Origin of the sequence: Micromonospora sp. NPDC047740 (assembly GCF_043204735.1) — a bacterium.
In the GTDB taxonomy this organism is placed as follows: Bacteria; Actinomycetota; Actinomycetes; order Mycobacteriales; family Micromonosporaceae; genus Micromonospora.
Genome location: NZ_JBIDCT010000004.1, coordinates 170,867 through 194,180 on the forward strand (window position 1 = coordinate 170,867; position 23,314 = coordinate 194,180).

Consider the following 23,314-nt stretch of genomic DNA (forward strand, 5'->3'; position numbering starts at 1 on the left):
GGCCCGACATGGCCGCCGCTCACACATTCACCGAGATCGAAGTGTGTCGCCGCGGGCGACGGAAGCGGCCGCGAGGTTTCGTGTCTGACCGGCGTGTCCAGTTCCGGTTGGTAACGTCCGCTGCGTGCCGACCTCCCCGACCCTGGTCACCGACCGGTCCCCCGAGCCCGCCAACCGGAGCTGGCGGGCCGACCTGGTCGTGGTGCTCGCCGCGGTGGCCCTGGCCTTCTGGGTGACCAGCGGCCTGTGGTGGAACCCGGACACCCGGGCCATCACCGTCAACTCCAGCGACCAGGCGCTCTTCGAGTGGCTGCTGGCCTTCGGCGGGCACGCCGTCAGCCACGGGGAGAACCCGTTCTACACCCACCTGATCAACAATCCGGACGGGGTGAACCTCGCGGTCAACACCTCGATCACCGTGTACGCGGTGCTCTTCGCGCCGCTGACGTACCTGATCGGGCCGCCCGCGACGTTCCTGGTGATCCTCACCCTCAACCTCGCCGCCACCGGGGTGGCCTGGTACTGGCTGCTCAGCCGATACCTGGTGGGCAGCCGGCTGGCCGCCGCCGTCGGCGCGCTCTTCATCGCCTACTGCCCGGCGATGGTCTCGCACGCCAACGCGCACCTGAACTGGACCGCCGGTTGGCTGGTGCCGCTGCTGATCTGGGGCGTGTTCCGGCTGCGCCGCCCCGGCCGGGCGGTCCGCGGCGGGATCGTGCTCGGGCTGCTGGTGGCGGTCGCCTTCTCGATCGCCGCCGAAGGGCTCTTCTTCACCGCCCTGGCGCTCGCCCTGTTCCTGCTGGTGTGGGCGCTGCACCCGGCCCGTCGGGCCGAGGTCCGCGCCGCGCTGCCCCGCTTCGCGGCCGGGCTCGGGGTGACCGCGCTGGTGGCCGGGGCGCTGCTCGCGTACCCGCTGTGGCTGCACTTCGCCGGGCCGCAGCGCTTCCACGGCACCGGCTTCGACCCGCTCATCCACTCCGAGGACATCGCCGCGTACGGGTCGTACCCGCGCCGGTCCCTGGCCGGCTGGGCCGGGCTGGGCACCTCGCTGGCACCGAACCCGACGGAGGAGAACTCCTTCTTCGGCATCCCGCTGCTGCTGCTCACGGTGGCCTGCTTCGGGCTGCTCTGGCGGCGCGCCGACCGGGCGTTCCGGGCCACCCTCACCGCGCTCGGCGTCACCGCCGTGGTCTTCGCGGTGCTCTCCTGGGGGCCGACGGCCAAGTGGAACGGCCGGCGCACCGGCCAACTCCTCCCGTTCGGGGTGCTGGACAACCTGCCGGTGATCAACGCGGCGCTGCCCTCGCGGCTGGCGCTGGTGGTCGCGCCGGTGATCGGGCTGCTGCTGGCGCACACGGTGGACCGGCTCCGCGCCCGGCCACCCCGGCACCGGTTGACCACGGTGGCCTGGGCGCTCGGCTTCGCCGTCGCGCTGGTGCCGTTGCTGCCGACCCCGCTGCTGACCAGCGTGCGGGAGCCCGTCCCGCAGTTCATCACCAACGGCACCTGGCAGCAGTACGTCTCGCCCGGCGGGGTGCTCACCCCACTGCCGCTGACCGTCGACGTCACCCCGGACGGCCAGCGCTGGCAGGCGTACGCCCTGGCGCACCGGCAGGGCGAGTTCCGCATCCCGGCCGGCTTCTTCCTCGGCCCGGGCGGCCCGGAGGGCCGGGGGCGGATCGGGCCGGTGCCGCGGACCTTCGACTCGCTGATGGACCAGGCCGGGCGGACCGGGCTCGTCCCGATCATCACCGAGGGCAGCATCCGGCAGAGCCGGGAGGACCTGCGCTACTGGCACGTCGAGACGGTGGTCCTGGCCGACCGGGTGCACGGCGCCAAGTACGACATCAACGAGGAGGCCCTGCTGCGCACCGCCACCGGCCTGCTCGGCCCGCCCCAGCGGGTGGACGACGTGTGGGTCTGGCGGGTCCCGCCGGCCTGACGCGACGAGGCTCACAGGGGCGCACCGGCAGGTGGCGGGACTAGGCTGGACGGGTGAGCGTGACGACTTCCGGGCTGACCCCGGTCCGTGCCGGTGTGCTCGACTACCAGGCCGCCTGGGACGAGCAGCGCCGGCTGCACGAGGCCGTGGTGGCCGGCGAGCAGGGCGACACGGTGCTGCTGCTGGAGCACCCCAGCGTCTACACCGCCGGCAAGCGGACCGAGCCGTGGGACCGGCCGATGGACGGCACCCCGGTGATCGACGTGGACCGCGGCGGCAAGATCACCTGGCACGGGCCGGGGCAGCTGGTCGGCTACCCGATCGTCAAGCTGCCCGACCCGGTGGACGTGGTGGCGTACGTCCGGCGCACCGAGCAGCTGCTGATCGACGTCTGCGCCGAGTTCGGGCTGACCGCCGGCCGGGTCGAGGGGCGCAGCGGCGTCTGGGTGCCCGAGGACGACCGCGGCCCGGCCCGCAAGGTGGCCGCGATCGGCATCCGGGTGGCCCGGGGCGTGACCCTGCACGGCTTCTCGATCAACTGCGACTGCGACCTGACGTACTACGACCGGATCGTGCCGTGCGGCATCCGCGACGCGGGGACCACCTCGCTCACCGCCGAGCTGGGCCGCCCGGTCACCGTCGCCGACGTGCTCCCGGTGGTCGAACGCCACCTGCCGACCCTCGTGCAGGTCTGAGAAACAATCCGCCGCGTGGTGTCCCGGCGGGCAGCCCGCCGATTGTCCCTACCCGACCGCGAGGCGCTGGCCCTGGGCCTGAGCGTTCCGCAGGCCGACCACCTGCGCCGGCGCCGGGCCGAGCTGCCGGGCTGATCGCGTACTCTCGTCCGGTGCGGATCGATCTCGTCACCCTGGTCGTCGCCGACTACGACCCGGCGATCACGTTCTTCACCGAGGTGCTCGGCTTCGAGCTGGCCGAGGACAAGCCGTCGCTGACCAACGACGGCCGCCCGAAGCGCTGGGTGGTGGTCCGCCCGCCCGGCGGCGGGACCGGGCTGCTGCTGGCCCGCGCCGACGGCGAGCGGCAGGAGGCGGTGGTCGGCGACCAGACCGCCGGTCGGGTCGGCTTCTTCCTCCAGGTCGACGACTTCGACGCCACCTACCGCCGGATGCGCGAGGCGAACGTCGAGTTCGTCAAGCCGCCGCGCACCGAGCCGTACGGCCGGGTCGCCGTCTTCCGCGACCTGGAGGGCAACCCCTGGGACCTCCTCGGCCCCGCCTGAACTCGGCCCGCCTGAACTCGGCCGGCCAAAACCGGCCGGCCTGAACTCGGCCCCGCCTGAACCGGAAAGGACCCGATGACCGACCTGATCTCGACGCAGCGGCAGATCGCCGAGGAACTCCAGGTGGCGTCGACCTTCGACGCCGCCGTGGAGATCGAGCGCCGGGTCGTCTTCCTCGCCGACCGCCTGGTCGACACGGGGCTGACGGCGCTGGTCCTCGGCATCAGCGGCGGGGTGGACTCGACCACCACGGGCCGGCTCTGCCAGCTCGCCGTCGAGCGGGCCCGCGCCGCCGGCCACCCGGCGGTGTTCGTGGCGATGCGCCTGCCGTACGGGGTGCAGGCCGACGAGCACCACGCCCAGGCGGCCCTGGCGTTCATCCGGCCCGACCGGGTGCTCACGGTCGACGTCAAGCCGGCCAGCGACGCCGCCCTGGACGCGCTGGTGGCGGCCGGGCTGGCCTTCACCGACGCCGCCCAGCGGGACTTCCTGCACGGCAACGTCAAGGCCCGGCAGCGCATGATCGCCCAGTACGCGGTCGCCGGGGCGATGGGTGGCCTGGTCGTCGGCACCGACCACGCGGCCGAGGCGGTCACCGGGTTCTTCACCAAGCACGGCGACGGGGCGGCGGACGTGGTGCCGCTGACCGGGCTGACCAAGCGGCGGGTCCGCGCGCTCGCCCAGGCGCTCGGCGCCCCGGCCGAACTGGTCGGCAAGGCGCCCACCGCCGACCTGGAGAGCCTGGCCCCGGGCAAGCTTGACGAGGACGCGCTCGGCCTGACGTACGAGCAGATCGACGACTTCCTGGAGGGCCGGCCGGTCCTGGCGGAGGTGGCCGAGGCGCTGGTGGCCCGCTACCGGGCCACCGACCACAAGCGCTGCCTCCCGATCGCGCCGCCGCAGGTGCCAGCGGGCCGCGAGGCGGACGACCGGGTCACCGCCCAGCAGGGCTGATCCGCGCCCGAAGCCACGGTTCGCAGAGCACGATCACGCCGCCGATGAAGCAGCTGGAAAGGAGAGGTCCCCGGTTGACGGGCTGTCAACCGGGGACCTGTCCTCATGGGGTGAGCCGGTGCAGGTCGCGGGGGAAGGCGGTCACCTCCCGGACGTTGGCCGCGCCGGTGAGCCGGGCCACGAAGCGTTCCAGGCCGATCGCGAAGCCGCCGTGCGGCGGCATGCCGTGCCGGAACGCGTCCACGTAGCCCGCGTACGGCTCGACCGGCTCGCCGCGCGCGGCGAGGGCGGCCAGGTAGTCCTCGTACCGGTGCAGCCGCTGCCCGCCGGTGACCAGCTCCATCCCCCGGAACAGCAGGTCGAAGCCGTTGGAGTAGGCCGGCCGGGCCGGGTCCGGATGGGTGTAGAAGGGCCGCTTCGCCATCGGGTACCCGGTGACGAAGAGGAAGTCCGAACCGTGCCCGCGCCGGGCCCACTCCCCCAGCGCCCGCTCGTGGGCGGGGGCGAGGTCCGGCTCGTCGGCCGGCGCCCCGGCGATCTTCAGCGCCTCGGTGAAGTGCACGGCGGGGATCTCGGCCGGCACCTCGGGCGCCGCCACCCCGAGCGTGGCCAGCGCGGCGCCGGCCCGGTCGGCGACCGCCCCCAGCATGCCGGCGAGGGTGTCCCGCAGCACGGCCATCACGTCCCGGTGGTCGGCGACGAAGCCCAGCTCGACGTCGAGCGAGGTGTACTGGGCCAGGTGCCGCACGGTGTCGTGCGGCTCGGCCCGGAACACCGGCCCCACCTCGTACACCCGCTCGAAGACGCCGACCATGAGCTGCTTGTAGAACTGCGGCGACTGGGCCAGGTAGGCGGGCCGGCCGAACCAGTCCAACGCGAACACGTTCGCCCCGCTCTCGGTGGAGGACGCCACCACCTTCGGGGTGTGGATCTCCACGAAGTCGCGGGCGTCCAGGGCGGCCCGGAAGCCGGCCACCGCCGCCGCCGAGATCCGCAGCGCCGCCGAGCGGGTCGGGTGGCGCAGCGCGGTCGGCGCGTGGTCCAGCTGGGTGGGCAGGGTGGCGGTGAGCGCCGGCCGGTACAGGTCGAACGGCGGCGGGACGGCGGGCGGGCCGAGCGGCCGTACCGTCGGCGCGGTGAGCTCGACCCCGGCGGGCGCCGTGTCGTTCGCGACCACCGTGCCGACGACCTCGACGACGGTCTCCTCGGTGAGCTTCTCGACGGCCGCGCGCACCGCCGGGTCGGCGACCACCACCTGCGCCAGGCCGGCGGCGTCGCGGACGATCAGGAAGGCCACCGACTTGAGCAGCCGGCGGCGGTGCACCCAGCCGGCGATCCGGACGGACTCGCCGACGTGGGCGGACAGTCGGGTGGAAAGGATGCGTTGCACGGCTACCTCCTCGATCAATCGCAACGCGATCCCCGGGAGGTGTGGGCGAGCGGGATCCTCGCGGTGCCACCACACCTTCGCCCCCGCCGGAGCGGGAGCCTCGTTCGTCGCCCGTGACGGGGGCCAGCCGGCGGGCTCTACTGGGCGCGGTGAGCAGAGTTACCCGCTCCACCGGAGGCGTGGAGAGGGGCCCTGCCGGGCACGAGCGCCGTTCTTCCCGCAGCTCGGGAGGGTCTTCACGCGCCGGCGCCAGACCGCCTTCCAGCAACCGGCGGCTCTCTGCGCTGGCGGGTCGGCGCGCTACTCGGCTCCGTCGCAGCTTTGCCGGCACGTTAGCACCCCGTACCGGCCCCTGTGACGACCTTTTTTCACCGTCGGTGTCCGGTGTCACAACATCTGCGGCGTGACGCCGGTCGCCCGACGTTCATCGACGGCCACCGTCCGGCGTAGGCTCGGATTCGTGACGATCGAGCACTCCACGCCGACGACCCCGCAGGCCGGCCGCACCGCGACCGCGGCACCCGAGGGGCGGCGGCTGCTGCGGATCGAGGCGCGCAACGCCGAGACGCCGATCGAGCGCAAGCCGCCGTGGATCAAGGTCAAGGCCAAGATGGGGCCGGAGTACACCCAGCTGCGCGGGCTGGTCTCGCGCGAGGGGCTGCACACCGTCTGCCAGGAGGCCGGCTGCCCCAACATCTACGAGTGCTGGGAGGACCGGGAAGCCACCTTCCTCATCGGTGGCGACCAGTGCACCCGGCGCTGCGACTTCTGCCAGATCGACACCGGCAAGCCGGCCGAGTTCGACGCCGACGAGCCGCGCCGGGTCGCCGAGTCGGTGGCCGCGATGGGCCTGCGCTACGCGACCATCACCGGCGTCGCCCGCGACGACCTGCCCGACGGCGGCGCCTGGCTCTACGCCGAGACGGTCCGGCAGATCCACGCCCTCCAGTCCGGGTGCGGCGTCGAGCTGCTGATCCCCGACTTCAACGCGGTCCCGGAGCAGCTCGCCGAGGTCTTCGGGTCGCGGCCCGAGGTGCTGGCGCACAACGTGGAGACCGTGCCGCGGATCTTCAAGCGGATCCGGCCGGCGTTCCGCTACGAGCGCTCCCTCGACGTGATCCGCCAGGCCCGGGCCGCCGGCCTGGTCACCAAGAGCAACCTGATCCTCGGCATGGGCGAGGAGCGGGCCGAGGTGTCCCAGGCGCTGCGCGACCTGCACGAGGCTGGCTGCGAGCTGATCACCATCACGCAATACCTGCGCCCCTCCCCCCGGCACCACCCGGTCACCCGCTGGGTCAAGCCGGAGGAGTTCGTCGAGCTGCGCGAGGAGGCCGAGGAGATCGGCTTCGCCGGCGTGATGAGCGGCCCGCTGGTCCGCTCGTCGTACCGGGCCGGGCGCCTCTACCAGCAGGCGCTCGCCGCCCGCGAGGGCGTCCCCGCCGCCGGCTGAGGCCCGGCCGCCGGCGCGGACCGCGCCACCCGCCGGCTGCGTCCGGGCGGGGGCGCCGGCCGTGTCAGCCGCCGCCGGCCACCGCCCGGATGCCATGATCGCAGGCATGACCGTCGGGGTACGCCAGGAGCCACGCGAGGGCGCCCGCCCGCGCCCGCCCCTGCGGCCCCGGCTGCCGGTGCTGCTCGCGCTGCTCGTCGGGCTGGCCGGGGTCGGATACCGGCTGGCGCTGCTGCTCGCCGACGCCCCGCCCACCAACAGCGACGAGGCGACGATGGGCCTGGCCGCCCTGCACATCGCCCGCGGGCAGGGCTTCCCGGTCTGGTTCTACGGGCAGGCGTACATGGGGACGCTGGAGGCGTACCTGGCCGCGCCGCTGGTCGCCCTCGCCGGACCGTCGGTGCTCGCGCTGCGGCTGCCCACCCTCGCGCTCTACGCACTCTTCCTCGCCCTGTCCTGGCGGCTCACCCGCCGGCTCGGCGGAGATGCCTGGTTCGCCCTGCTGGTCGTCGGCTTTCTCGCGCTCGGCTCGGACCGCGTCGTCAAGAACCAGCTCATCGCCGGGGGCGGCTACCCCGAGCTGAACCCGGCCGGAGTCGCGCTCGCCCTGCTCACCGTGGGGTTGTGCGCCGGCGCGCCGCAGCGGCGCGCCGGGGGGTCGGGGCGGCCGACGTCCAGCCGCGCCGCGCCTCCGGGCCCGGACGCGCGCACCGTCGATGCCGATCCCAGCCGCCCACGGCCCGGGGCGCGACTGCTCCGGTGGGCGGCCTGGGGGTTGGTGTCCGGGCTGATGCTCTGGGTCGACCCGCTGCTGCTGCCGTACATCCTCGGGGCCGGCGCGGTGCTGATGGCCCGCCGCCGGCGGGAGCTGGCCGGCCGGGCCGGGCTGGTGGTGGCCGGCACGCTGCTGCTGGGCGCGGCGCCGATGCTGCTGGACAGCCTCCGGCACGGCCGTAACCCGCTGGCCGCGGTCCTGGCCGCCGGCGGCGGGGACGCGGCGGCAGGCTGGGGCGAGCGGCTGTACGGCGGCCTGGTGCTCGGGCCGCCGCTCGGCATGGGCTTCTGCTCGCCGAGCCACTGCGCCGGCTGGCAGCTCTGGTGGGCCGTCGCGTTCCCGGTGCTGCTGCTCCTCGGGGCGGTGGCCGCCTGGCGCACCCTCCGCACGCCGGTGGCGCCTGCCGCCGGCACGGGACCCGACGACGATTCGGGCGGCGCGGACGAGCGGCGGGTCTCGGGGGCGGTGCGGCTGGCGCTGCTCGCCGGAGCGGCGGCCGTGCTGGCGGCGTACACGGTGAGCAGCTCGGCCGGGCAGACACCGGTGGAGAGCGCCCGCTACCTCTCCTGCCTGGCGGTCGCCACGCCCGCCCTGCTCTGGCCGCTGTGGCAGCTCCCTTTTCCACGCCAGTTCGGCGATCTGGCGGTGTCCGGGTCGGTCGGACGACACCGCCTCGCCGATGTGGAGTCGACCAGCGCCGAGCCGGCCGGCGGACTCGGGCCGGCGGAGGGCGGCCGGCGCGCCCGGGTGGCGGCCCTGGCGGCGGTCGCCGTGCTGGCCGCCATGCTCGGTACGGCGGGGGTCGCCACCGCCGGGGCGATGGCCCGGGTACCGGCCATCCACGCCGAGGCCGAGCGGCACCGCGCGCTCGTCGACACCCTCGGCGGGCTGGGCGTACGGCACGTGCGCGGCGGCTACTGGACCTGCAACCGGCTCACCTTCGCCACCGGGGAGGACGTGGTCTGCTCGGTGGTCGACGACGAACTACGCCCGGGCTTCGACCGGCTGCCGAGCTACCGGCGGGCGGTGACGGCCGATCCGGGCGCGGCCTGGGTCGCGCCGGCCGGCTCCCCGCTGGCCGCCCGGCTCGACCAGCGGCTCGGCCCCGGCCCGGGCGCCCTCGACGTGGTCACCGTCGCGGACTGGCGGATCTACCTCCCCCGCCCCTGACCCGGGCGGGTCAGCGCGGGGTGGGGTCCAGCAGGCCGAGGCGGTGGGCCAGCGCGGCCGCCTCCACCCGGTTGCTCACGTCCAGCTTGGCGATGATCCGGGACACGTGGACGCTGGCCGTCTTCGGCGAGATGAAGAGCCGCTCCGCGATCCGGCTGTTGCTGTGTCCCTCGGCGACCAGCCGCAGCACCTCCTGCTCGCGGCTGGTGAGCAGGTCCGGCCCGGGACGGCCACCGCCGCGCAGCCCGACCCGGCGGGCCAGGACGGCAGCCTGCTCGCCCAGCGGCGTGGCGCCGAGCCGGGCGGCGATGTCGCCGGCCTCGCGTACCGCGGCGGCGACGCTGTCCCGTTCGCCGGCGGAGGCGGCCGCCTCGGCCAGCCCGAGCAACGCCCGGCCCAGCGGGTACGGCTGCCCGACCGCCCGCCACTGCGCCACCGCCGCCCGCCAGGCCGCCAGCGCCACGGCGCCACCGCCGACGGCAGGAGCGCCGGCACCAGCCAGGATCGCGGTGACCTGGGCGGCGTGTGCCCGTTCCGCCGGATAGCGGACGGGCAGGGCGGCGGCCACGGTGGACACCTCACCGGCCAGTTCGGCGTCGCCGGCCAGCGCGGCGGTCCGCGCCGCGGCGCTGAGCACCGGCCACCCCTCGCGGGGCAGGTCGACCAGGCGCTCGTCGGCCAGGGCGGCCCGGCTCGCCTCGAGCGCCGCCGTCTTGTCGTCGGCTGCGAGGGCGGCCTCGATCCGCAGCTCGCGCAGCGGCAGCCGGTGGTTCGGCCAGAGGTACGGCCGAGCCAGGAAGGCCAGCGCCCGCCCGACCAACTCGTCGGCGGCGGGGTGCGCCCGGGCCAGCCGCAGCCCGGCGCGGAGCTGCAGCCAGTGCAGCCCGGAGACGCCCGGCGGGTCGATCCGGGCCGCCTCGGCGCAGGCCGCGTCGGCCTCGTCCCAGCGCCCCAGGGCGATCAGCGCCTCGGCCCGGTTCGACAGCAGGTACGCCCCGATGGAGCGGCTGATCCCGACCCGGCGCGCTTCGGCCACCCCGGCCACGGCCGCCTCGGCCGATTCCTGATAGCTGCCCAGCTCGTAGAGCACGTCGGAGAGGTAGACCAGGGCGCTGACCAACGCCGGCGCGTTGTCGGTCGCCCGGGCCCGGGCCTCCGCCTGGCGCAGCTCGGCCAGCCCGAGGTCCGGCGTCTGGTCGGTGCGGCGGAGCATGGCGATCCGGGTGGGCAGCAGGACCAGGTCCGCCCCGATCGCCTCGGCGCCGGCCATCGCCTCGGCCGCCACCGAGGCGGCCTGTTTCGGATCGACCTTCATCAGGTGTGCCGCGATGTCGGCGAGCAGACCCACGCGCTCCGGCCCGTCCGGCACCCCGGCCGCCAGCCGGTACGCCTCACCAAGCTCGGCCGCACCGTCGCTCTTGCCGAGCAGCGCCAGGAGCCGGCCACGCTGGTCGAGCAGGCGGGCCGCGCGCAGCGGCTCGGCGTCGGCGTCCACCTCGGCCAGCGCGGCCCGGGTGAGGGTGAGGGCCCGGCTGAGGTCGCCGGCCGTGGTGGCCGCGCCGAGCGTCTCCTCCAGCACCCGCAGGTGGTCCATGCCGAGCCGCTCGGCGGCGTCGGGCACCAGCTCCCACAGTTCGAGGACCCGTTCCAGCAGCCGGCTCTGCTCGGCGTACGCGTACCGGTCGGCGGCGGCGCAGGCGGCGACGCGGGCGGCGATCAGGGCGCGCGGGTGGTCGTGTGCCGCGTACCAGTGGTGGGCGATCTCGGCCGGGGCGCGGCCGGCGGCCACCAGGTGCGGCTGCGCCTCGATCGCGGCGGCGTACCGGGCGTGCAGCCGGGCGTGCTCGCCGGGGAGCAGTTCGTCGTGCACGGCCTCCCGGACCAGGGCGTGCCGGAACTCGTAGTCGCCGTCCGGGTCGGCCACCACGAGCTGGGCGGCCACGGCGGCGCGCAGCGCGTCCTCCAGCTCGGGCTCGGGCAGGCCGGCGACCTCGGCGAGCAGCTCGTGGGCGAAGCGGGTGCCACCGGCGGCGGCGATCCGCAGCACCCGCTGGGCCGGCTCGGGCAGCCGGTCCACCCGGGCCAGCAGCAGGTCGCGCAGGGTCTCCGGCAGCACCGCGCAGCCGACGGGGTCGCCGGCGGCGGCCAGCTCCTCGATGAAGAACGGGTTGCCCTGGGTACGGCGGTGCACGTCGTCGACGGCCCGCGGGGGCGGCTCGGTGCCGAGCAGGTCGGCGAGGATGGTGGCGGTGCCGTCCCGGTCGAGCCGGCTCAGCTCGACCCGGTCCACCCCGCGCGCCCGGTCCAGCTCGGCGAGGAACGGCCGCAGCGGGTGGCCGCGGTGCAGCTCGTCGGTGCGGAAGGTGCAGACCAGCAGCAGGCGGGCGGCGCGGGCCGCCCGCACCAGAAAGCCGATCAGGTCGCGGGTGGACCGGTCGGCCCAGTGCAGGTCCTCGATGACCAGCACCAGCGGTCGTTCCTCGGCGATCCGCCGGAACAGGTCGGCGACCAGGTCGAACAGGTAGCCGCGCGGGGTGTCCGAGACGGGCAGGCCGGTGGGCGCGGCGACGCCGGCCGGCACCCGGGCCAGCTCGGGCAGCAGCCGGGCGAACTCCGCCTCGTACCCGGCGAAGGCGGCCGGGCCGTCGCGGCGCAGCACCTCGCGCAGCGCGGCGGCGAACGGCGCGAAGGGCAGGCCGGCCTCGCCCAGCTCCAGGCACTGGCCGACCAGCACCCGCGCCCCGGCGGCGCCGGCCTGGGTGCCGAACTCCTCGAGCAGCCGGGTCTTGCCGACGCCGGCCTCGCCGCCGACCAGGACGGTGGCGGGCTCCCCGGCCCGGGCCCGGCCGAACGCGTCGCGCAGCCCGGTCAGCTCCGGCTGGCGGCCGACGAGGACGGTGCTGGTGGCGCGTGCGGTCACGGCATCGAGCATGCCACGACGGGCGCCGGCACCGTCCCGGCCGACCGGTCGGACTGCCCGGCCGCCGGCCGCCGGTCCGGCCGCCCCCGTGGCGGCCGGACCGGTGCCGTCCGGAGGTCCCCCGTCCCGTCGGGTGGCGGCCGGCCCGGGTGCGGTCGGCACCGGGCCGGCCGGGGACGCCGCCGGACCGGGCATCGCGGTCGCGTCCCGGTCGGCCGGGGCGGTCGCCGCGACGGCCGGCGCGGCGAGGGTGGTCACCGGCGGCCGTCGACGGTACGGGCGGCCTGGTGCCGGCGGCCGAGCCAGCTGCGCGGGTGGCGGCGGGGCAGCGACCGGGCGAGCCGGTCGCGGGCCGCGTCGGCCTGGAGCTCGGCGGCGTGGCTGCGGTGGATGGTGAGCAGGAGTTCTGCGTCGTTACCGAACATCTCGGTTTCCCCTGTCGTGCGGTGTCGTTTCGCGGTCGACACTGACTTTCCGCGCGAAGGTGCCCCCGGGGCATGAGTCCCCTGCCTGATCTTCGGCGTCGCCCCCTCCTTACCGGGACGGCTCAGGGGGCGGACGGCGGCGTAAGGTACTCAGCCGCGGAGGGCCGGCCGGGAATCAACGGGTGGCGGGGCGCCCACTAGACTCTCAGGCATGGCAAAGCCCCAGGAGAAGGTCTCGTTCGGCCAGCGGCTGAAGCAGATCGGGATGGTGTTCCGGTTCACCGCCAAGCAGGACCGGTGGTTCGCGCCGCTGGTCGCCGCGGCGGTGCTGATCCCGCTCGCGCTCACCGTGGTCGCGGTCATTCTCTATGGCTGGCTCTGGCTGCCGATCGGCATCCTGCTCGCGCTGCTCGCCGTGCTGATCGTGCTCAACCTGAGGTCCAACACGGCGATGATGAGCGCCGCCGAGGGGCAGCCCGGCGCGGCGGCGCAGATCATGGAGAGCATGCGGGGCGACTGGCGGGTCACCCCGGCCGTCAGCTCCACCACCCAGATGGACATGGTCCACCTGGTGCTCGGCCGCCCCGGCGTGATCCTGCTGGCCGAGGGCAACCCGCAGCGCGTCCGCGGCCTGCTGGGCCAGGAGAAGCGCCGGCTGGCCAAGGTGATCGGCACCGCCCCCCTGCACGACTACGTGATCGGCCAGGGCGAGGACGAGCTGCCGATCCGCAAGCTGCGCACCACCCTGATGCGGCTGCCCCGCTCCCTCTCCCCCAAGGACGTCAACGCCCTCGACAAGCGGCTCAAGGCGCTCACCGCCCGCCCGCAGATGCCCAAGGGCGCGATCCCCAAGAACATGCGGCCGCCGCGCGGCGCGTTCCGCCAGACCCGGGGCCGCTGACCCCTGCCGTACGCGTGAAGGAGCCGGACCCGCACGGGGCCGGCTCCTTCGTCGTCGGGGCGACCGGGTCAGCGGGGGGCGGCGACGATCACCGAGCCGGTGAGGCGGTCGTGCAGCCCGCGGCGGTGCTCGTCCATGATCACGGCGGGCACCACGAGGGCGAGCAGCACGCCGCGGAGCAGGGCCCGGAGCAGCCCGATCCGTCCGCCGTCGGCCCAGGCCAGGCAGCGGATCCTCGTGACGTACATGCCAGGGGTCTGGGCGAAGAGGCCGAGGAAGAGGGCGTATTCCAGGACCAGCACCAGGACCGGGGCCCAGCCGTCCCGCGCCGGGTCGGCGAAGAGGTTGGAGATCAGCAGGCAGAGCACCCAGTCGATGACCAGCGCGCCGAAGCGGCGGCCGAGGCTCGGGGGTGTGAAGGTCGGGTCCGCGGCGGGCGGCACCGGCACGGCGGCGGTATCGGTCACAGCGGTCAAGGGTAGCCAGGCCCGGCCGGGGCCGGGACGGGCGCGGTGACCAGGGGTGTCGGTCACTGCCCGGGTACGCCGGTTCGGCGCGGAGCGGGGAATCGGACCAAAGCCGTCAATTGGCACCACACCACTACAGCGAGTATCGTCCGAACGGAGACTGACCGGCACCTGAGTGGCCGAGATGACGCTCCGCGAGGGACGTAACACGGCGGAAACAGGGGAGACACGGCCGGGCAACTCCACGGTCATACCGTCGCCAGGAGCCAGCCACCGGAGTGGACCTGCCAGGAGGACGTGTGTTCGCCAATCCCGAGGAACTCCTGCGATACCTCAAGAACGAGGACGTGAAGTTCGTCGACGTACGTTTCTGTGACCTGCCCGGCGTGATGCAGCACTTCAACCTGCCGGTCGAGTCCGTCGACGACGCGCTCTTCACCGACGGCCTCGCGTTCGACGGTTCGTCGATCCGTGGCTTCCAGGCGATCCACGAGTCGGACATGCTCCTGCTCCCCGACGTCGCGACCGCCTTCATCGACCCGTTCCGCGCGCAGAAGACCCTCGCGCTGAACTTCTTCATCCACGACCCGTTCACCCGGGAGGCGTACTCCCGGGACCCGCGGAACGTGGCGAAGAAGGCCGAGGCGTACCTGGCGGCCAGCGGGATCGCCGACACCGCGTACTTCGGCGCCGAGGCGGAGTTCTACATCTTCGACTCGATCCGCCACGAGACCTCCGCGCACCGGTCGTTCTACTACATCGACTCCATCGAGGGCGCCTGGAACACGGGCCGCGAGGAGGAGGGTGGCAACCGCGGCTACAAGACCGCCTACAAGGGCGGCTACTTCCCGGTGCCGCCGGTCGACCACTTCGCCGACCTGCGCGACAAGATCGTCCGCCGTCTGGTCGACAACGGCTTCACGGTCGAGCGGTCGCACCACGAGGTGGGCACCGCCGGCCAGTCGGAGATCAACTACAAGTTCTCCACCCTGCTGCACGCGGCCGACCAGCTCCAGCTCTTCAAGTACATCGTGAAGAACGAGGTCTGGGCGAACGGCAAGACCGCCACCTTCATGCCGAAGCCGCTCTTCGGTGACAACGGCTCCGGCATGCACACCCACCAGAGCCTGTGGCTGAACGGCGAGCCGCTGTTCTACGACGAGACCGGCTACGCGGGCCTGTCCGACACCGCTCGCTGGTACATCGGCGGCCTGCTGCACCACGCGCCGTCGCTGCTGGCGTTCACCAACCCGACGGTCAACTCGTACCGCCGGCTGGTGCCGGGCTTCGAGGCACCGGTCAACCTGGTCTACTCGCAGCGCAACCGCTCCGCCTGCACCCGTATCCCGGTCACCGGCAGCAACCCGAAGGCCAAGCGGGTCGAGTTCCGGGTGCCGGACCCGTCCAGCAACCCGTACCTCGCCTTCTCGGCGATGATGATGGCCGGTCTGGACGGCGTCAAGAACAAGATCGAGCCCCCGGCGCCGATCGACAAGGACCTGTACGACCTGCCGCCGGAGGAGTGGGGCGACGTCAAGCAGGTGCCGGGCTCGCTGCCGGAGGTGCTCGACGCGCTCGAGGCCGACCACGACTACCTGCTCGACGGCGGCGTCTTCACGCCGGACCTGATCTCCACCTGGGTGTCGTGGAAGCGGGCCAACGAGGTCGACCCGGTGCGGCTGCGCCCGACCCCGCACGAGTTCGCCATGTACTTCGACTGCTGACCAGGCACTCCATCAGCACCGGCCGGGCCGGCTCCGCGACCGCGGGGCCGGCCCGGCCGTCCGCGTACGTGGTCAGCCGGCTCGTCGGGCCAACGCCACCCGCACCGCCCGGACCGCCAGCAGCACGACCAGGGCGGTCATCAGGAGCGCCCCCGGGGCCTTGGTGAACCGGGCCAGGTTGGTGCCGTCCGGCAGGGTGAGGCAGGAGGCCACCGCGCAGGGCGCCACGAACCAGACGGTCCGGGCCAACGGCACCGTCGCCACCGCGAGCAGCGCCAGCGGCCAGGTCGCGTACCAGGGGTGGAAGACCGGGGCGAGCAGCACGGTGGCGGCCAGCGCCAGGCCGGCCCCGAGGAGCGCCACCCGGGGCCGGGCGACGGCCAGCCGGACGGCCCGCTGTCGGACGTCGTTGAGCCGGCGCAGCCCGGTCCAGGCCCGCCACCAGAGCGCCACCAGCAGCACCGCGAGCAGCGCCAGCGCGACGAGCCGGACCACCGGCACGGCATGCGGCTCCTGCCCGAACAGGCCGCCCACGTAGTCGACCACGAACCCCACCGCCGTCGGCGGCGAGGTCCACTGCTTCGAGTCGCCGCTGTGCGCGAGGCCGCCCACCCAGCCCAGGCCCAGACCGGTGGCCAGGGAGGTGACCAGCAGCGCCGCCAGCACGCCCGCGGCCAGCCAGCCCGCGTCGCGCAGCAGCACGCGCAGCGTGTAGCGGCCCAGCACCGCGGCGAGCGCGGCGAACGGGAGCACCACCACGGCAACCGCCTTCACCGACACGGCCAGCCCCAGCAGCACCCCGCCCACCACCAGCGCCCGGGGCTTGCCCGGCCGGCGGACCAGCACCAGCAGGCCGAACAGGAGCAGCCCCAGCCCGAGCGCGTCGTTGTGCGCGCCGGCGACCAGGTGCACCCCGACCAGCGGGCAGGCCAGCGCCAGCCAGGCCGCGCGCCGGGTCGGCACGCCGGCCGCGCGGGCCAGGCCGGGCAGGCAGAGCGCGGCCAGCAGCACCCCGGCCACCGCGATCACCCGCAGCAGCACGATCGCCCCGACCAGGCCGCCCCCGAGCAGCACCGCGAGGCCGGCCAGCAGGACGAAGAACGGCCCGTACGGCGCCGGGGTGGCCCGCCAGATCGGCGTCACGGTGTCGGTCCAGGGGCACCCGGCCGCCGCCACCCCGACCCGGTACGGATCGGCGCCGTGCGTCCACGACCAGCCCTGGCAGACGTACGAGTAGACGTCCCGGCTGCCCATCGGCGGCGCGGCCAGCAGCGGCAGCGCCCACAGGCCGGCGGTCACGTACGCCCACCGGGTCGACGGGGCGCCCCAGCGCAGCGACCACCAGGCGCCCACCAGCAGCGCCGTGCCGACCAGCCAGCAGCCGAGGGTCGACGGCCCGTAGGTGGCGTGCCAGAGGCCGGAGAGGGTGGTGCGCAGCGGGGCGTCGGGCAGCGCGCCGCCCAGCCAGGCGGCGACGGTCAGCAGCACCGCGCCGGCGAGCCCGGCGTACCGGGCGAGCCCGGCGGCGACCGGGCGGACCGGCCCGCCGGGCACCGAGCCGGGCTCGCTCACCGGCACTTCTCCTCAGTCTGCGGGAACCGGTTGACGTTCCGCCCGAGCCGACCGTACCAACCGGACGGCCACCACGATCACGAACAGCGTCATCAGGGGGGCACCCGGCATCTTGGTGTACCGAGGTAAACCGGTGCCGTCGGCCAGCACCAGGAAAGACGACACCAGGGCGACGATCACGAACCAGCCGGTCCGGCGGGCGGTCGCGGCGAGCACGGCCAGCGGCCAGGTCCAGTACCAGGGGTGAAACAGCGGGGAGAGCGCCACGGTCGCGACCAGCGCCAGGGCGGCGTGCCAGAACGGATCTTGGCGGCGGAACGCGCGGAACCAGAGCCAGAGCAGCACCGCACCGAGCACCACCACGGCCAGGCCCCGGGTGACCGGTAGCGCGTCGACGTGCGCGCCGAACGGCACCGCCAGGTAGCCGATGGTCTGCCCCACCGCGGTCGGCGGAGAGGTCCAGGCGACCACCAGCCCGCCCTGCTCCAGGCCGCTGATGAAGCCGAGGCCCAAACCGGCGGCGAGGGTCGCGGCGACCACCGCGGCCAGCGCCCCGCCGGCCACCCACCCGCCCTGGCGGACCAGCGCGCGGATCCGGTACGGCCCGACGATCGCGGCCAGCGCCGCGAAGGGCACCACGACCAGCGCAGTGACCTTGATCGCGCCGGCCAGCCCGAGCAGCACCCCACCGGCCAGCAGCGGCAGCGGGCGGCCGGGCCGGGCGGCCACCACCGCCAGCCCGGCGATGAGCAGGCCCACCATGATCGCGTCGTTGTGCGCGCCGGAGATCAGGTGCACGGGCACCAGCGGGCCGGCCAGCGCCAGCCAGAGCGCCCGCTGCGGCGGCACCCCGCAGCGGCGGGCCAGCACCGGCAGGGACACGGCAGCCAGCGCCACCCCGGCCACGGCGAGGACCCGGAACAGCGCGACGCTGGCGGCCAGCGAGCCGGCGGCGGTCACCACCGCCCCGGAGATCATCACGAACAGCGGTCCGTACGGGGCTGGGGTGTCCCGCCAGATGTACGAGATGGTGTCCAGCCACGGGCAGGGCAGGGCGGAGACGCCCTGTTCGTACGGGTTGATCCCGGCGGCGTAGCTGGCGCCCTGGCAGGCGTACGCGTACGCGTCCCGGCTGCCGAGCGGCGGCGTGACCAGCATCGGCAGCAGCCAGAGCCCGATCGTGACGAGCACCCAGCGGGTCGACGGCACCCGGTCGCGCAGCGACCACCAGGCCCAGCCCAGCAGCGCCGTGCCGGCCAACCAGCTGCTGATGATCAACGGCCCGTGCGGGCCCTGCCAGATGCTGACGGGGGTGGGGCGCAGGTCGCCGTACGGCAGCGCGCCGCCGAAGAAGGCGGCCACGGCGAGCAGCACGGAGCCGACCAGCCCGATCCAGCGCGAGAGGTGGTGAGGCACATCGGACATGCTGCCAGTACGGTGGGTCGCGATCAGGAGGTGGGCATGCGGGGCGGTCGGGTGGTGGCGGTGTCCGCCGCGTCCGCGCTCGTCCTGGGCGTGCTGTATGTCACCCTTCCCCCGCTGGGCTCGGACCTGTCGGCCCAGGTGGCCCGCGCCGGCTTCTTCGCCGCCCACGGGCCGGCGCTGGTCGACCTGCGCTGGTACGGCGGCGTCCACCCGTGGGGCTACAGCCTCGTCTCACCGCCGCTGATGGACCTGCTCGGGGTCCGCCCCACCGGCGCGCTCGCGCTGCTCGCCTCGGCGGCCGCGTTCGCCGCGCTGCTGGTTCGGACCGGGGTGCCCCGGCCCCTGCTGGGCAGCCTGGTCGGGGTGCTCACCATCGCCGGCAACCTGGTCTCCGGCCGGGTGACGTACGCCCTCGGGGTCGCCTTCGGCCTGGCCGCGCTGCTCGCCCTCACCCGGCCGGCCGCGCGGCACCCCGGGTGGGCGCGCGGCGTGCTGGCCGGGCTGGCGGCCCTGCTCGCCTCGGCGGCCAGCCCGGTCGCCGGGCTCTTCGTCGGCCTGGCCGGCGTCGCGCTGCTGCTCACCCGCCGGTACGCCGACGGCCTGCTGCTGGCCGTCCCGGCCGCCGTGCCGCTGGCGGTGACCGGGCTGCTCTTCGGCGAGGGCGGCTGGATGAACATCAGTCGCAGCGACACCCTGCACGCGGTGTTGACCAGCCTGCTGGTGGCCGCGCTGGTGGCGTACCGGCCGGTCCGGGTGGGCGCCCTGCTGTCGGCGGCCGGGGTGCTGGCCGCGGCGGTGCTGCACACCCCGGTCGGGTTGAACGCCACCCGCCTCGTGGTGATGTTCGCCCTGCCCGTGCTGGCGGCCACCGCCGGGCTCCCCCGGTGGCTGGCCGACCGCCTGCCGGGGCGGGTGGCTCGGCGGCGGGTGGCCGGCGGGGTGACGCTGGCCGCGCTGCTCGCGGCCGCCTGCTGGTGGCAGCCGCCCGTGGTCACCGCCGACCTGCGGGGCGCGGGCGACCCGAGCGCCGATCCGGCGTACTTCGCGCCGCTGCGGGCGGAGCTGGCGCGGCGCGGGCTGACCGGCCGGGTCGAGGTGCCGCCGACCCGCGACTACTGGGAGGCGGCCCACCTCGGCGAGGTGCCGCTGGCCCGGGGCTGGCTACGCCAGGCCGACATCGACCGCAACCCGCTCTTCTTCACCACCGTCCCGGGCGCCGCCGGCACCGGCGTCCCGCTCACCCCGGCGAGCTACCAGGCCTGGCTGGCCGACAACGCGGTGCAGTACGTCGCCATCGCCGACGCCGAACTGTCCTGGGTGGGCCGCCCGGAGGCCGAGCTGGTCGAGGCCGGTCTGCCGTACCTCACCCAGGTCTGGTCGGACCAGCACTGGCGCCTGTACGCCGTGGCCGACCCCACCCCGCTGGTGGGCGCCCCCGGCGAGCTGGTCCGGCAGGACGCCGCCACGGTCACCTTCCGCGTCCCGGGCCCTGGCCGGGTGCCGGTCCGGGTCCGGCACGACCGTTGGCTGACCGTCAGCGGAGGCGCCACGCTCACCGCCGACGGCGAGTGGACGGCGGTGACCGTGCCCCACGCCGGCACCTACACCCTCGGCGGCTGACCCCGGCCTCGCGCGCCGCCGGCTGCGCCTGGCGATGCCCGCCGGCCCGCGTGCCGGCAGGTGGCTCCCCAGCCGCTACGAACTTGATGACGTGACCGACTCACCTCGCTCGCACCGCCCCCGCGACGGCCGCCGCGATCCATCCACGTCATCAAGTTCGTCGGCGCGTGGAGGGTCGGTCTGCGCCCGAGTAATGTATCGACGCCTTTGGCTCGAAAGCGTGCCGCACCTGAACATCGCCTCGCCTACGGCACGGCGGCACGGCCGTCTCCCTCGGCGACCCGGGCCACCGACGGCCCGCAGTCCATGGCGTCAGGCCGGGGTGTCCAGCACCCGCTGCATGGCGGCGCGCGAGCGGCGGCCGACGCGCAGGTACTCGTCAAGGAACTCGCCGGGGTCGTCCCGGCCGAGCAGGCGCACCACCCCGGCCAGCTCCAGCCCGTGCCGCGGGAGCTGGTCCCCGGCCCGCCCGCGGACCAGCATCAGCGCGTTGCGGACCTGCGCCGCGAGCGTCCAGCCGGCGGCCAGCTCCGTCGCGTCGTCCGGGTCGACCAGCCCGGCGGCCCGGGCCGCGGCCAGGGCGTCGAGGGTACGGGTGCCGCGCAGCGCGGGCAGCCGGCCGGCGTGCCGGAGCTGAAGCAACTGCACCGCCCACTCGACGTCGGCGAGCCCGCCCCGGCCCAGCTTGGTGTGGGTGGCCGGGTCGGCGCCCCGGGGCAGCCGCTCGGTCTCCACCCGGGCCTTGATCCGGCGGATCTCCACCACCTGCTCGCGGGTCAGCCCGTCGGCCGGGTACCGCACCGGATCGATCATCGCCTCGAACTCGGCGCCGAGGTCGGCGTCGCCGCAGACGAACCGGGCCCGCAGCAGCGCCTGCGCCTCCCACACCTTCGACCAGCGGGCGTAGTACTGGGCGTACGCGGCGAGGCTGCGGACCAGCGGTCCCTGCCGGCCCTCCGGGCGCAGGTCGGCGTCGACGCCGAGCGGCGGGTCGGGAGCCGGCGCGGAGAGCAGCCGGCGCAGCTCCTCGGCGATGGCGTGGGCGGCGGCGCTGGCCGCGCCCTCGTCCACGCCGGGCGGCGGGTCGTAGACGAAGAGGACGTCGGCGTCGGAGAGGTAATTCGACTCGTACCCGCCGAGCCGGCCCATGCCGACCACGGCGAAACGCAGCCCGGGCGGCGCCGGCTGGGCGGCCCGGGCGGCCCGCAGCGCGGCGGCCAGGGTGGCGTCGGTGACGTCGGCGAGCGCGGTGCCGACCGCGCGGACATCGGCGAGGCTGGACGCGGGGCGTACCCCGGCCTCGGCGGCCCGCGGCGGGCGCGGGGTGAGCGTGCCCGCCCGGCTGAGCAGGTCGGCGCAGGCGAGTCGGAGCAGCTCCCGGCGGCGCAGCGCACGGACCGCCCGCGCGGCCTCGACCGGGTCGTCGTGCCGCCCCGCCGCCGCGGCGAAGCCCTCGCAGAGCACCTCCCGGGGCCGCGGGGTCAGCTCGCTGTCCTCGGCCAGCAGCCGCAGCGCCTCCGGCTCGCGCGCCAGCAGGTCGGCGGCGTAGCGGGACAGCGCGAGGACCCGGGCCAGGCGGCGGGCCACCGGCCCCTCGTCGCGCAGCAGCCGCAGATACCACGGCGTGCTGCCGAGCTTGTCGGAGACCTGCCGGTAGTTGAGCAGCCCCCGGTCCGGCTCCGGCGCGTCGGCGAACTCGCTGAGCAGCACCGGCAGCAGGGTGCGCTGGATGGCGGCGGTGCGGCTGACCCCGCCGGTGAGGGCCTGGAGGTGGCGCAGCGCCCCGGCCGGGTCGGCGAACCCGAGGATCTCCAGCCGGTGCCGGGCCGCCTCCGGGGTCAGCCGTAGCCCGTCAGCCGGCACTCGGGCCACCGACTCCAGCAGCGGTCGGTACAGCAGCTTCGCGTGCAGCCGGCGTACCTCGGTGGCGTGGGTGACCCACTCGGCGCGGAACTCCTCGACGGCGCTGCGGCCCGGCGTGGCCTGGTGGCCGAGGGCGGCGGCCAGCCAGCGCAGCGCGGCGGGCTCGGTAGGCACGGTGTGGGTGCGGCGCAGGTGCTGGAGCTGGAGCCGGTGCTCGACGCCGCGCAGGAAGCGGTAGCCGCGCAGCAGCGCCTCCCCGTCGGCCCGGCCGACGTAGCCGCCGGCGACCAGGGCGCGCAACGCAGGGATGGTGCCCGGCACCCGCAGCGACTCGTCGCCCCGGCCGTGCACGAGCTGGAGCAGCTGGACCGCGAACTCGATGTCGCGCAGCCCGCCCGGCCCCCGCTTGATCTCGCGTTCCAACTCCTTCGGCGGGACGTTCTCGATGATCCGGCGACGCATCGCGCGGACGTCCTCGACCGCCTCGGGGCGTTCCGCCGCGGTCCACACCAGCGGCGCGAGCTGGTCGATCCACTCCCCGGCGAGCGCCAGGTCGCCGGCCGCCGGCCGGGCCTTGAGCAGGGCCTGGAATTCCCAGGTCCGGGCCCAGCGCCGGTAGTAGGCCAGGTGGCTGGCGAGGGTACGCACCAGCGGGCCCCGGTTGCCCTCTGGGCGCAGCGCGGCGTCAACCGGCCAGGCGACCAGCCCGCAGACCTGGATCAGCCGGGTGGCGACCTGGGTGGCGGCGGTCAGGTCGTCGTCCTCGGCCGCCACGAAGATGACGTCCACATCCGAGACGTAGTTCAGCTCGTCGCCGCCGGCCTTGCCCATCGCCACCACGGCCAGCCGGGGCCGGGGCGTCCCGCCCGGCAGCTCGTCGACGGCGATCTGGTAGGCAGCCGCGAGGGTGGCGTCGGCGAGCGCGGAGAGCGCCGCCATCGTCTGCTCCAGGCCGCGTCCGCCGGTCAGGTCGGCCGCCGCGATCCGCAGCAGCGCCAGCCGGTACGCCTGCCGCAGCACCGGCACCGGGCCGGTGGCGGCGGTCAGCCGGGCGGCGGTGGCCAGGTCGAGCCGGCCCTCGGCGGTGGGTGCGAGCCCGTCCGGCTCGGTGGCCAGCACGGTCCACTGCTCCGGATTGGCCACCAGGTGGTCGCCGAGGGCCGACGAGGCCCCCAGCACGGCGGCCAGCCGGCGGCGCAGCCCCGGGTCGGCGTACAGGGCGTCGAGCACAGCCGGCTTGCCGCTGGCCCGCCACTCCGCCTCGACGAGGCGGTGCAGCTGGCGCAGGGCCAGGTCCGGGTCGGCCGCCCGGGAGAGGCCGGCCAGCAGCTCGGCGGCCCGCTCGTCGGTGGGCTCCTGGGTGTCCGGCCGCCACAGTCCCAGGCCGTCCGGGCCGAGCAGGTCGGCCGCCCGCGCCCGGCCGTCGCCCTCGGCGAAGCCGTACCGGGCGAGGCGCCCCCTGGTCGGTCGGGTCAT

General features: G+C 75.3%; 16 protein-coding genes. 9 read left to right on the top strand and 7 right to left on the bottom strand.

All coding sequences use genetic code 11. The annotated features are described in order from the left end of the window. The first annotated feature begins 124 nt into the window (after nucleotides 1–124). The 4 genes from ACGF4F_RS09980 (at nucleotide 125) to nadE (ending at nucleotide 4,136) form a co-directional block, all read left to right on the top strand. Nucleotides 125–1,942 carry a DUF2079 domain-containing protein gene (locus tag ACGF4F_RS09980; RefSeq protein WP_393076402.1) on the top strand — a complete coding sequence of 606 codons (1,818 nt, stop codon included), beginning with the start codon at nucleotides 125–127 and terminating at the stop codon, nucleotides 1,940–1,942. 53 nt (nucleotides 1,943–1,995) lie between these two features. Next, nucleotides 1,996–2,637, top strand: a complete 642-nt coding sequence (lipB, locus tag ACGF4F_RS09985) for a lipoyl(octanoyl) transferase LipB (RefSeq protein WP_393076405.1) — start codon at nucleotides 1,996–1,998, stop codon at nucleotides 2,635–2,637. Between the two features lie 152 nt (nucleotides 2,638–2,789). Beyond that, nucleotides 2,790–3,182, top strand: a complete 393-nt coding sequence (locus tag ACGF4F_RS09990; protein ID WP_357435000.1) for a VOC family protein — start codon at nucleotides 2,790–2,792, stop codon at nucleotides 3,180–3,182. Between the two features lie 75 nt (nucleotides 3,183–3,257). Continuing rightward, nucleotides 3,258–4,136: an ammonia-dependent NAD(+) synthetase gene (gene nadE / locus ACGF4F_RS09995; RefSeq protein ID WP_393076409.1), complete on the top strand. Its 879-nt coding sequence runs from the start codon at nucleotides 3,258–3,260 to the stop codon at nucleotides 4,134–4,136. 103 nt (nucleotides 4,137–4,239) lie between these two features. Here the strand turns inward: nadE and aspS are convergent, their stop codons facing one another. After that, nucleotides 4,240–5,526 (bottom strand): aspartate--tRNA(Asn) ligase, encoded by a 1,287-nt coding sequence (aspS, locus tag ACGF4F_RS10000; RefSeq protein ID WP_393076412.1) that lies wholly within the window; start codon nucleotides 5,524–5,526, stop codon nucleotides 4,240–4,242. A gap of 403 nt (nucleotides 5,527–5,929) precedes the next feature. Between aspS and lipA the strand changes: the two genes are divergently transcribed. Then, nucleotides 5,930–6,976, top strand: a complete 1,047-nt coding sequence (gene lipA / locus ACGF4F_RS10005) for a lipoyl synthase (protein ID WP_357434995.1) — start codon at nucleotides 5,930–5,932, stop codon at nucleotides 6,974–6,976. 106 nt (nucleotides 6,977–7,082) lie between these two features. Continuing rightward, on the top strand, nucleotides 7,083–8,921 hold the full coding sequence (locus ACGF4F_RS10010; protein ID WP_393076415.1) for a DUF423 domain-containing protein: 1,839 nt from the start codon (nucleotides 7,083–7,085) through the stop codon (nucleotides 8,919–8,921). A 10-nt stretch (nucleotides 8,922–8,931) separates the two neighbouring features. Here ACGF4F_RS10010 and ACGF4F_RS10015 read toward each other — a convergent pair whose 3' ends face one another. Continuing rightward, nucleotides 8,932–12,099, bottom strand: coding sequence for an AAA family ATPase (locus tag ACGF4F_RS10015; RefSeq protein WP_393076418.1), 3,168 nt, complete (start codon nucleotides 12,097–12,099; stop codon nucleotides 8,932–8,934). Next, nucleotides 12,096–12,266, bottom strand: a complete 171-nt coding sequence (locus ACGF4F_RS10020; RefSeq protein ID WP_387272310.1) for a hypothetical protein — start codon at nucleotides 12,264–12,266, stop codon at nucleotides 12,096–12,098. Before ACGF4F_RS10020 ends, ACGF4F_RS10015 begins: the two co-directional genes overlap by 4 nt. 211 nt (nucleotides 12,267–12,477) lie before the next feature. On the opposite strand from ACGF4F_RS10020, the gene ACGF4F_RS10025 reads away from it, so the two are divergent. Next, nucleotides 12,478–13,167, top strand: a complete 690-nt coding sequence (locus tag ACGF4F_RS10025) for a DUF4191 domain-containing protein (protein ID WP_073833683.1) — start codon at nucleotides 12,478–12,480, stop codon at nucleotides 13,165–13,167. A gap of 68 nt (nucleotides 13,168–13,235) precedes the next feature. Here ACGF4F_RS10025 and ACGF4F_RS10030 read toward each other — a convergent pair whose 3' ends face one another. Then, nucleotides 13,236–13,634, bottom strand: coding sequence for an RDD family protein (locus tag ACGF4F_RS10030; RefSeq protein ID WP_393076423.1), 399 nt, complete (start codon nucleotides 13,632–13,634; stop codon nucleotides 13,236–13,238). Between the two features lie 299 nt (nucleotides 13,635–13,933). Here ACGF4F_RS10030 and glnA point away from each other — a divergent pair, with 299 nt between their 5' ends. Then, nucleotides 13,934–15,358, top strand: coding sequence for a type I glutamate--ammonia ligase (glnA, locus tag ACGF4F_RS10035; protein ID WP_357434986.1), 1,425 nt, complete (start codon nucleotides 13,934–13,936; stop codon nucleotides 15,356–15,358). A gap of 72 nt (nucleotides 15,359–15,430) precedes the next feature. On the opposite strand, the gene mptB (ACGF4F_RS10040) is transcribed toward glnA, so the two are convergent. Together mptB (ACGF4F_RS10040) and mptB (ACGF4F_RS10045) are read right to left on the bottom strand one after the other, a co-directional pair. Further along, nucleotides 15,431–16,930: a polyprenol phosphomannose-dependent alpha 1,6 mannosyltransferase MptB gene (gene mptB, locus ACGF4F_RS10040; RefSeq protein WP_393076426.1), complete on the bottom strand. Its 1,500-nt coding sequence runs from the start codon at nucleotides 16,928–16,930 to the stop codon at nucleotides 15,431–15,433. Nucleotides 16,931–16,942: 12 nt separating this feature from the next. Further along, nucleotides 16,943–18,346 carry a polyprenol phosphomannose-dependent alpha 1,6 mannosyltransferase MptB gene (gene mptB / locus ACGF4F_RS10045; RefSeq protein ID WP_357435300.1) on the bottom strand — a complete coding sequence of 468 codons (1,404 nt, stop codon included), beginning with the start codon at nucleotides 18,344–18,346 and terminating at the stop codon, nucleotides 16,943–16,945. Between the two features lie 45 nt (nucleotides 18,347–18,391). Here mptB (ACGF4F_RS10045) and ACGF4F_RS10050 point away from each other — a divergent pair, with 45 nt between their 5' ends. Then, on the top strand, nucleotides 18,392–19,975 hold the full coding sequence (locus ACGF4F_RS10050) for a hypothetical protein (protein ID WP_393076429.1): 1,584 nt from the start codon (nucleotides 18,392–18,394) through the stop codon (nucleotides 19,973–19,975). A 312-nt stretch (nucleotides 19,976–20,287) separates the two neighbouring features. Here ACGF4F_RS10050 and ACGF4F_RS10055 read toward each other — a convergent pair whose 3' ends face one another. Beyond that, nucleotides 20,288–23,314 carry a bifunctional [glutamine synthetase] adenylyltransferase/[glutamine synthetase]-adenylyl-L-tyrosine phosphorylase gene (locus ACGF4F_RS10055; protein ID WP_393076432.1) on the bottom strand — a complete coding sequence of 1,009 codons (3,027 nt, stop codon included), beginning with the start codon at nucleotides 23,312–23,314 and terminating at the stop codon, nucleotides 20,288–20,290.

What these genes read in the sequence shown, in the direction of transcription:
- nadE (WP_393076409.1), top strand. Translation starts at nt 3,258, where the DNA reads ATGACCGACCTGATCTCGACGCAGCGGCAGATCGCCGAGGAACTCCAG.
- ACGF4F_RS10010 (WP_393076415.1), top strand. Translation starts at nt 7,083, where the DNA reads ATGACCGTCGGGGTACGCCAGGAGCCACGCGAGGGCGCCCGCCCGCGC.
- ACGF4F_RS10020 (WP_387272310.1), bottom strand. Translation starts at nt 12,266, where the DNA reads ATGTTCGGTAACGACGCAGAACTCCTGCTCACCATCCACCGCAGCCAC.
- ACGF4F_RS10025 (WP_073833683.1), top strand. Translation starts at nt 12,478, where the DNA reads ATGGCAAAGCCCCAGGAGAAGGTCTCGTTCGGCCAGCGGCTGAAGCAG.
- ACGF4F_RS10050 (WP_393076429.1), top strand. Translation starts at nt 18,392, where the DNA reads ATGCGGGGCGGTCGGGTGGTGGCGGTGTCCGCCGCGTCCGCGCTCGTC.
- ACGF4F_RS10055 (WP_393076432.1), bottom strand. Translation starts at nt 23,314, where the DNA reads ATGACCCGACCGACCAGGGGGCGCCTCGCCCGGTACGGCTTCGCCGAG.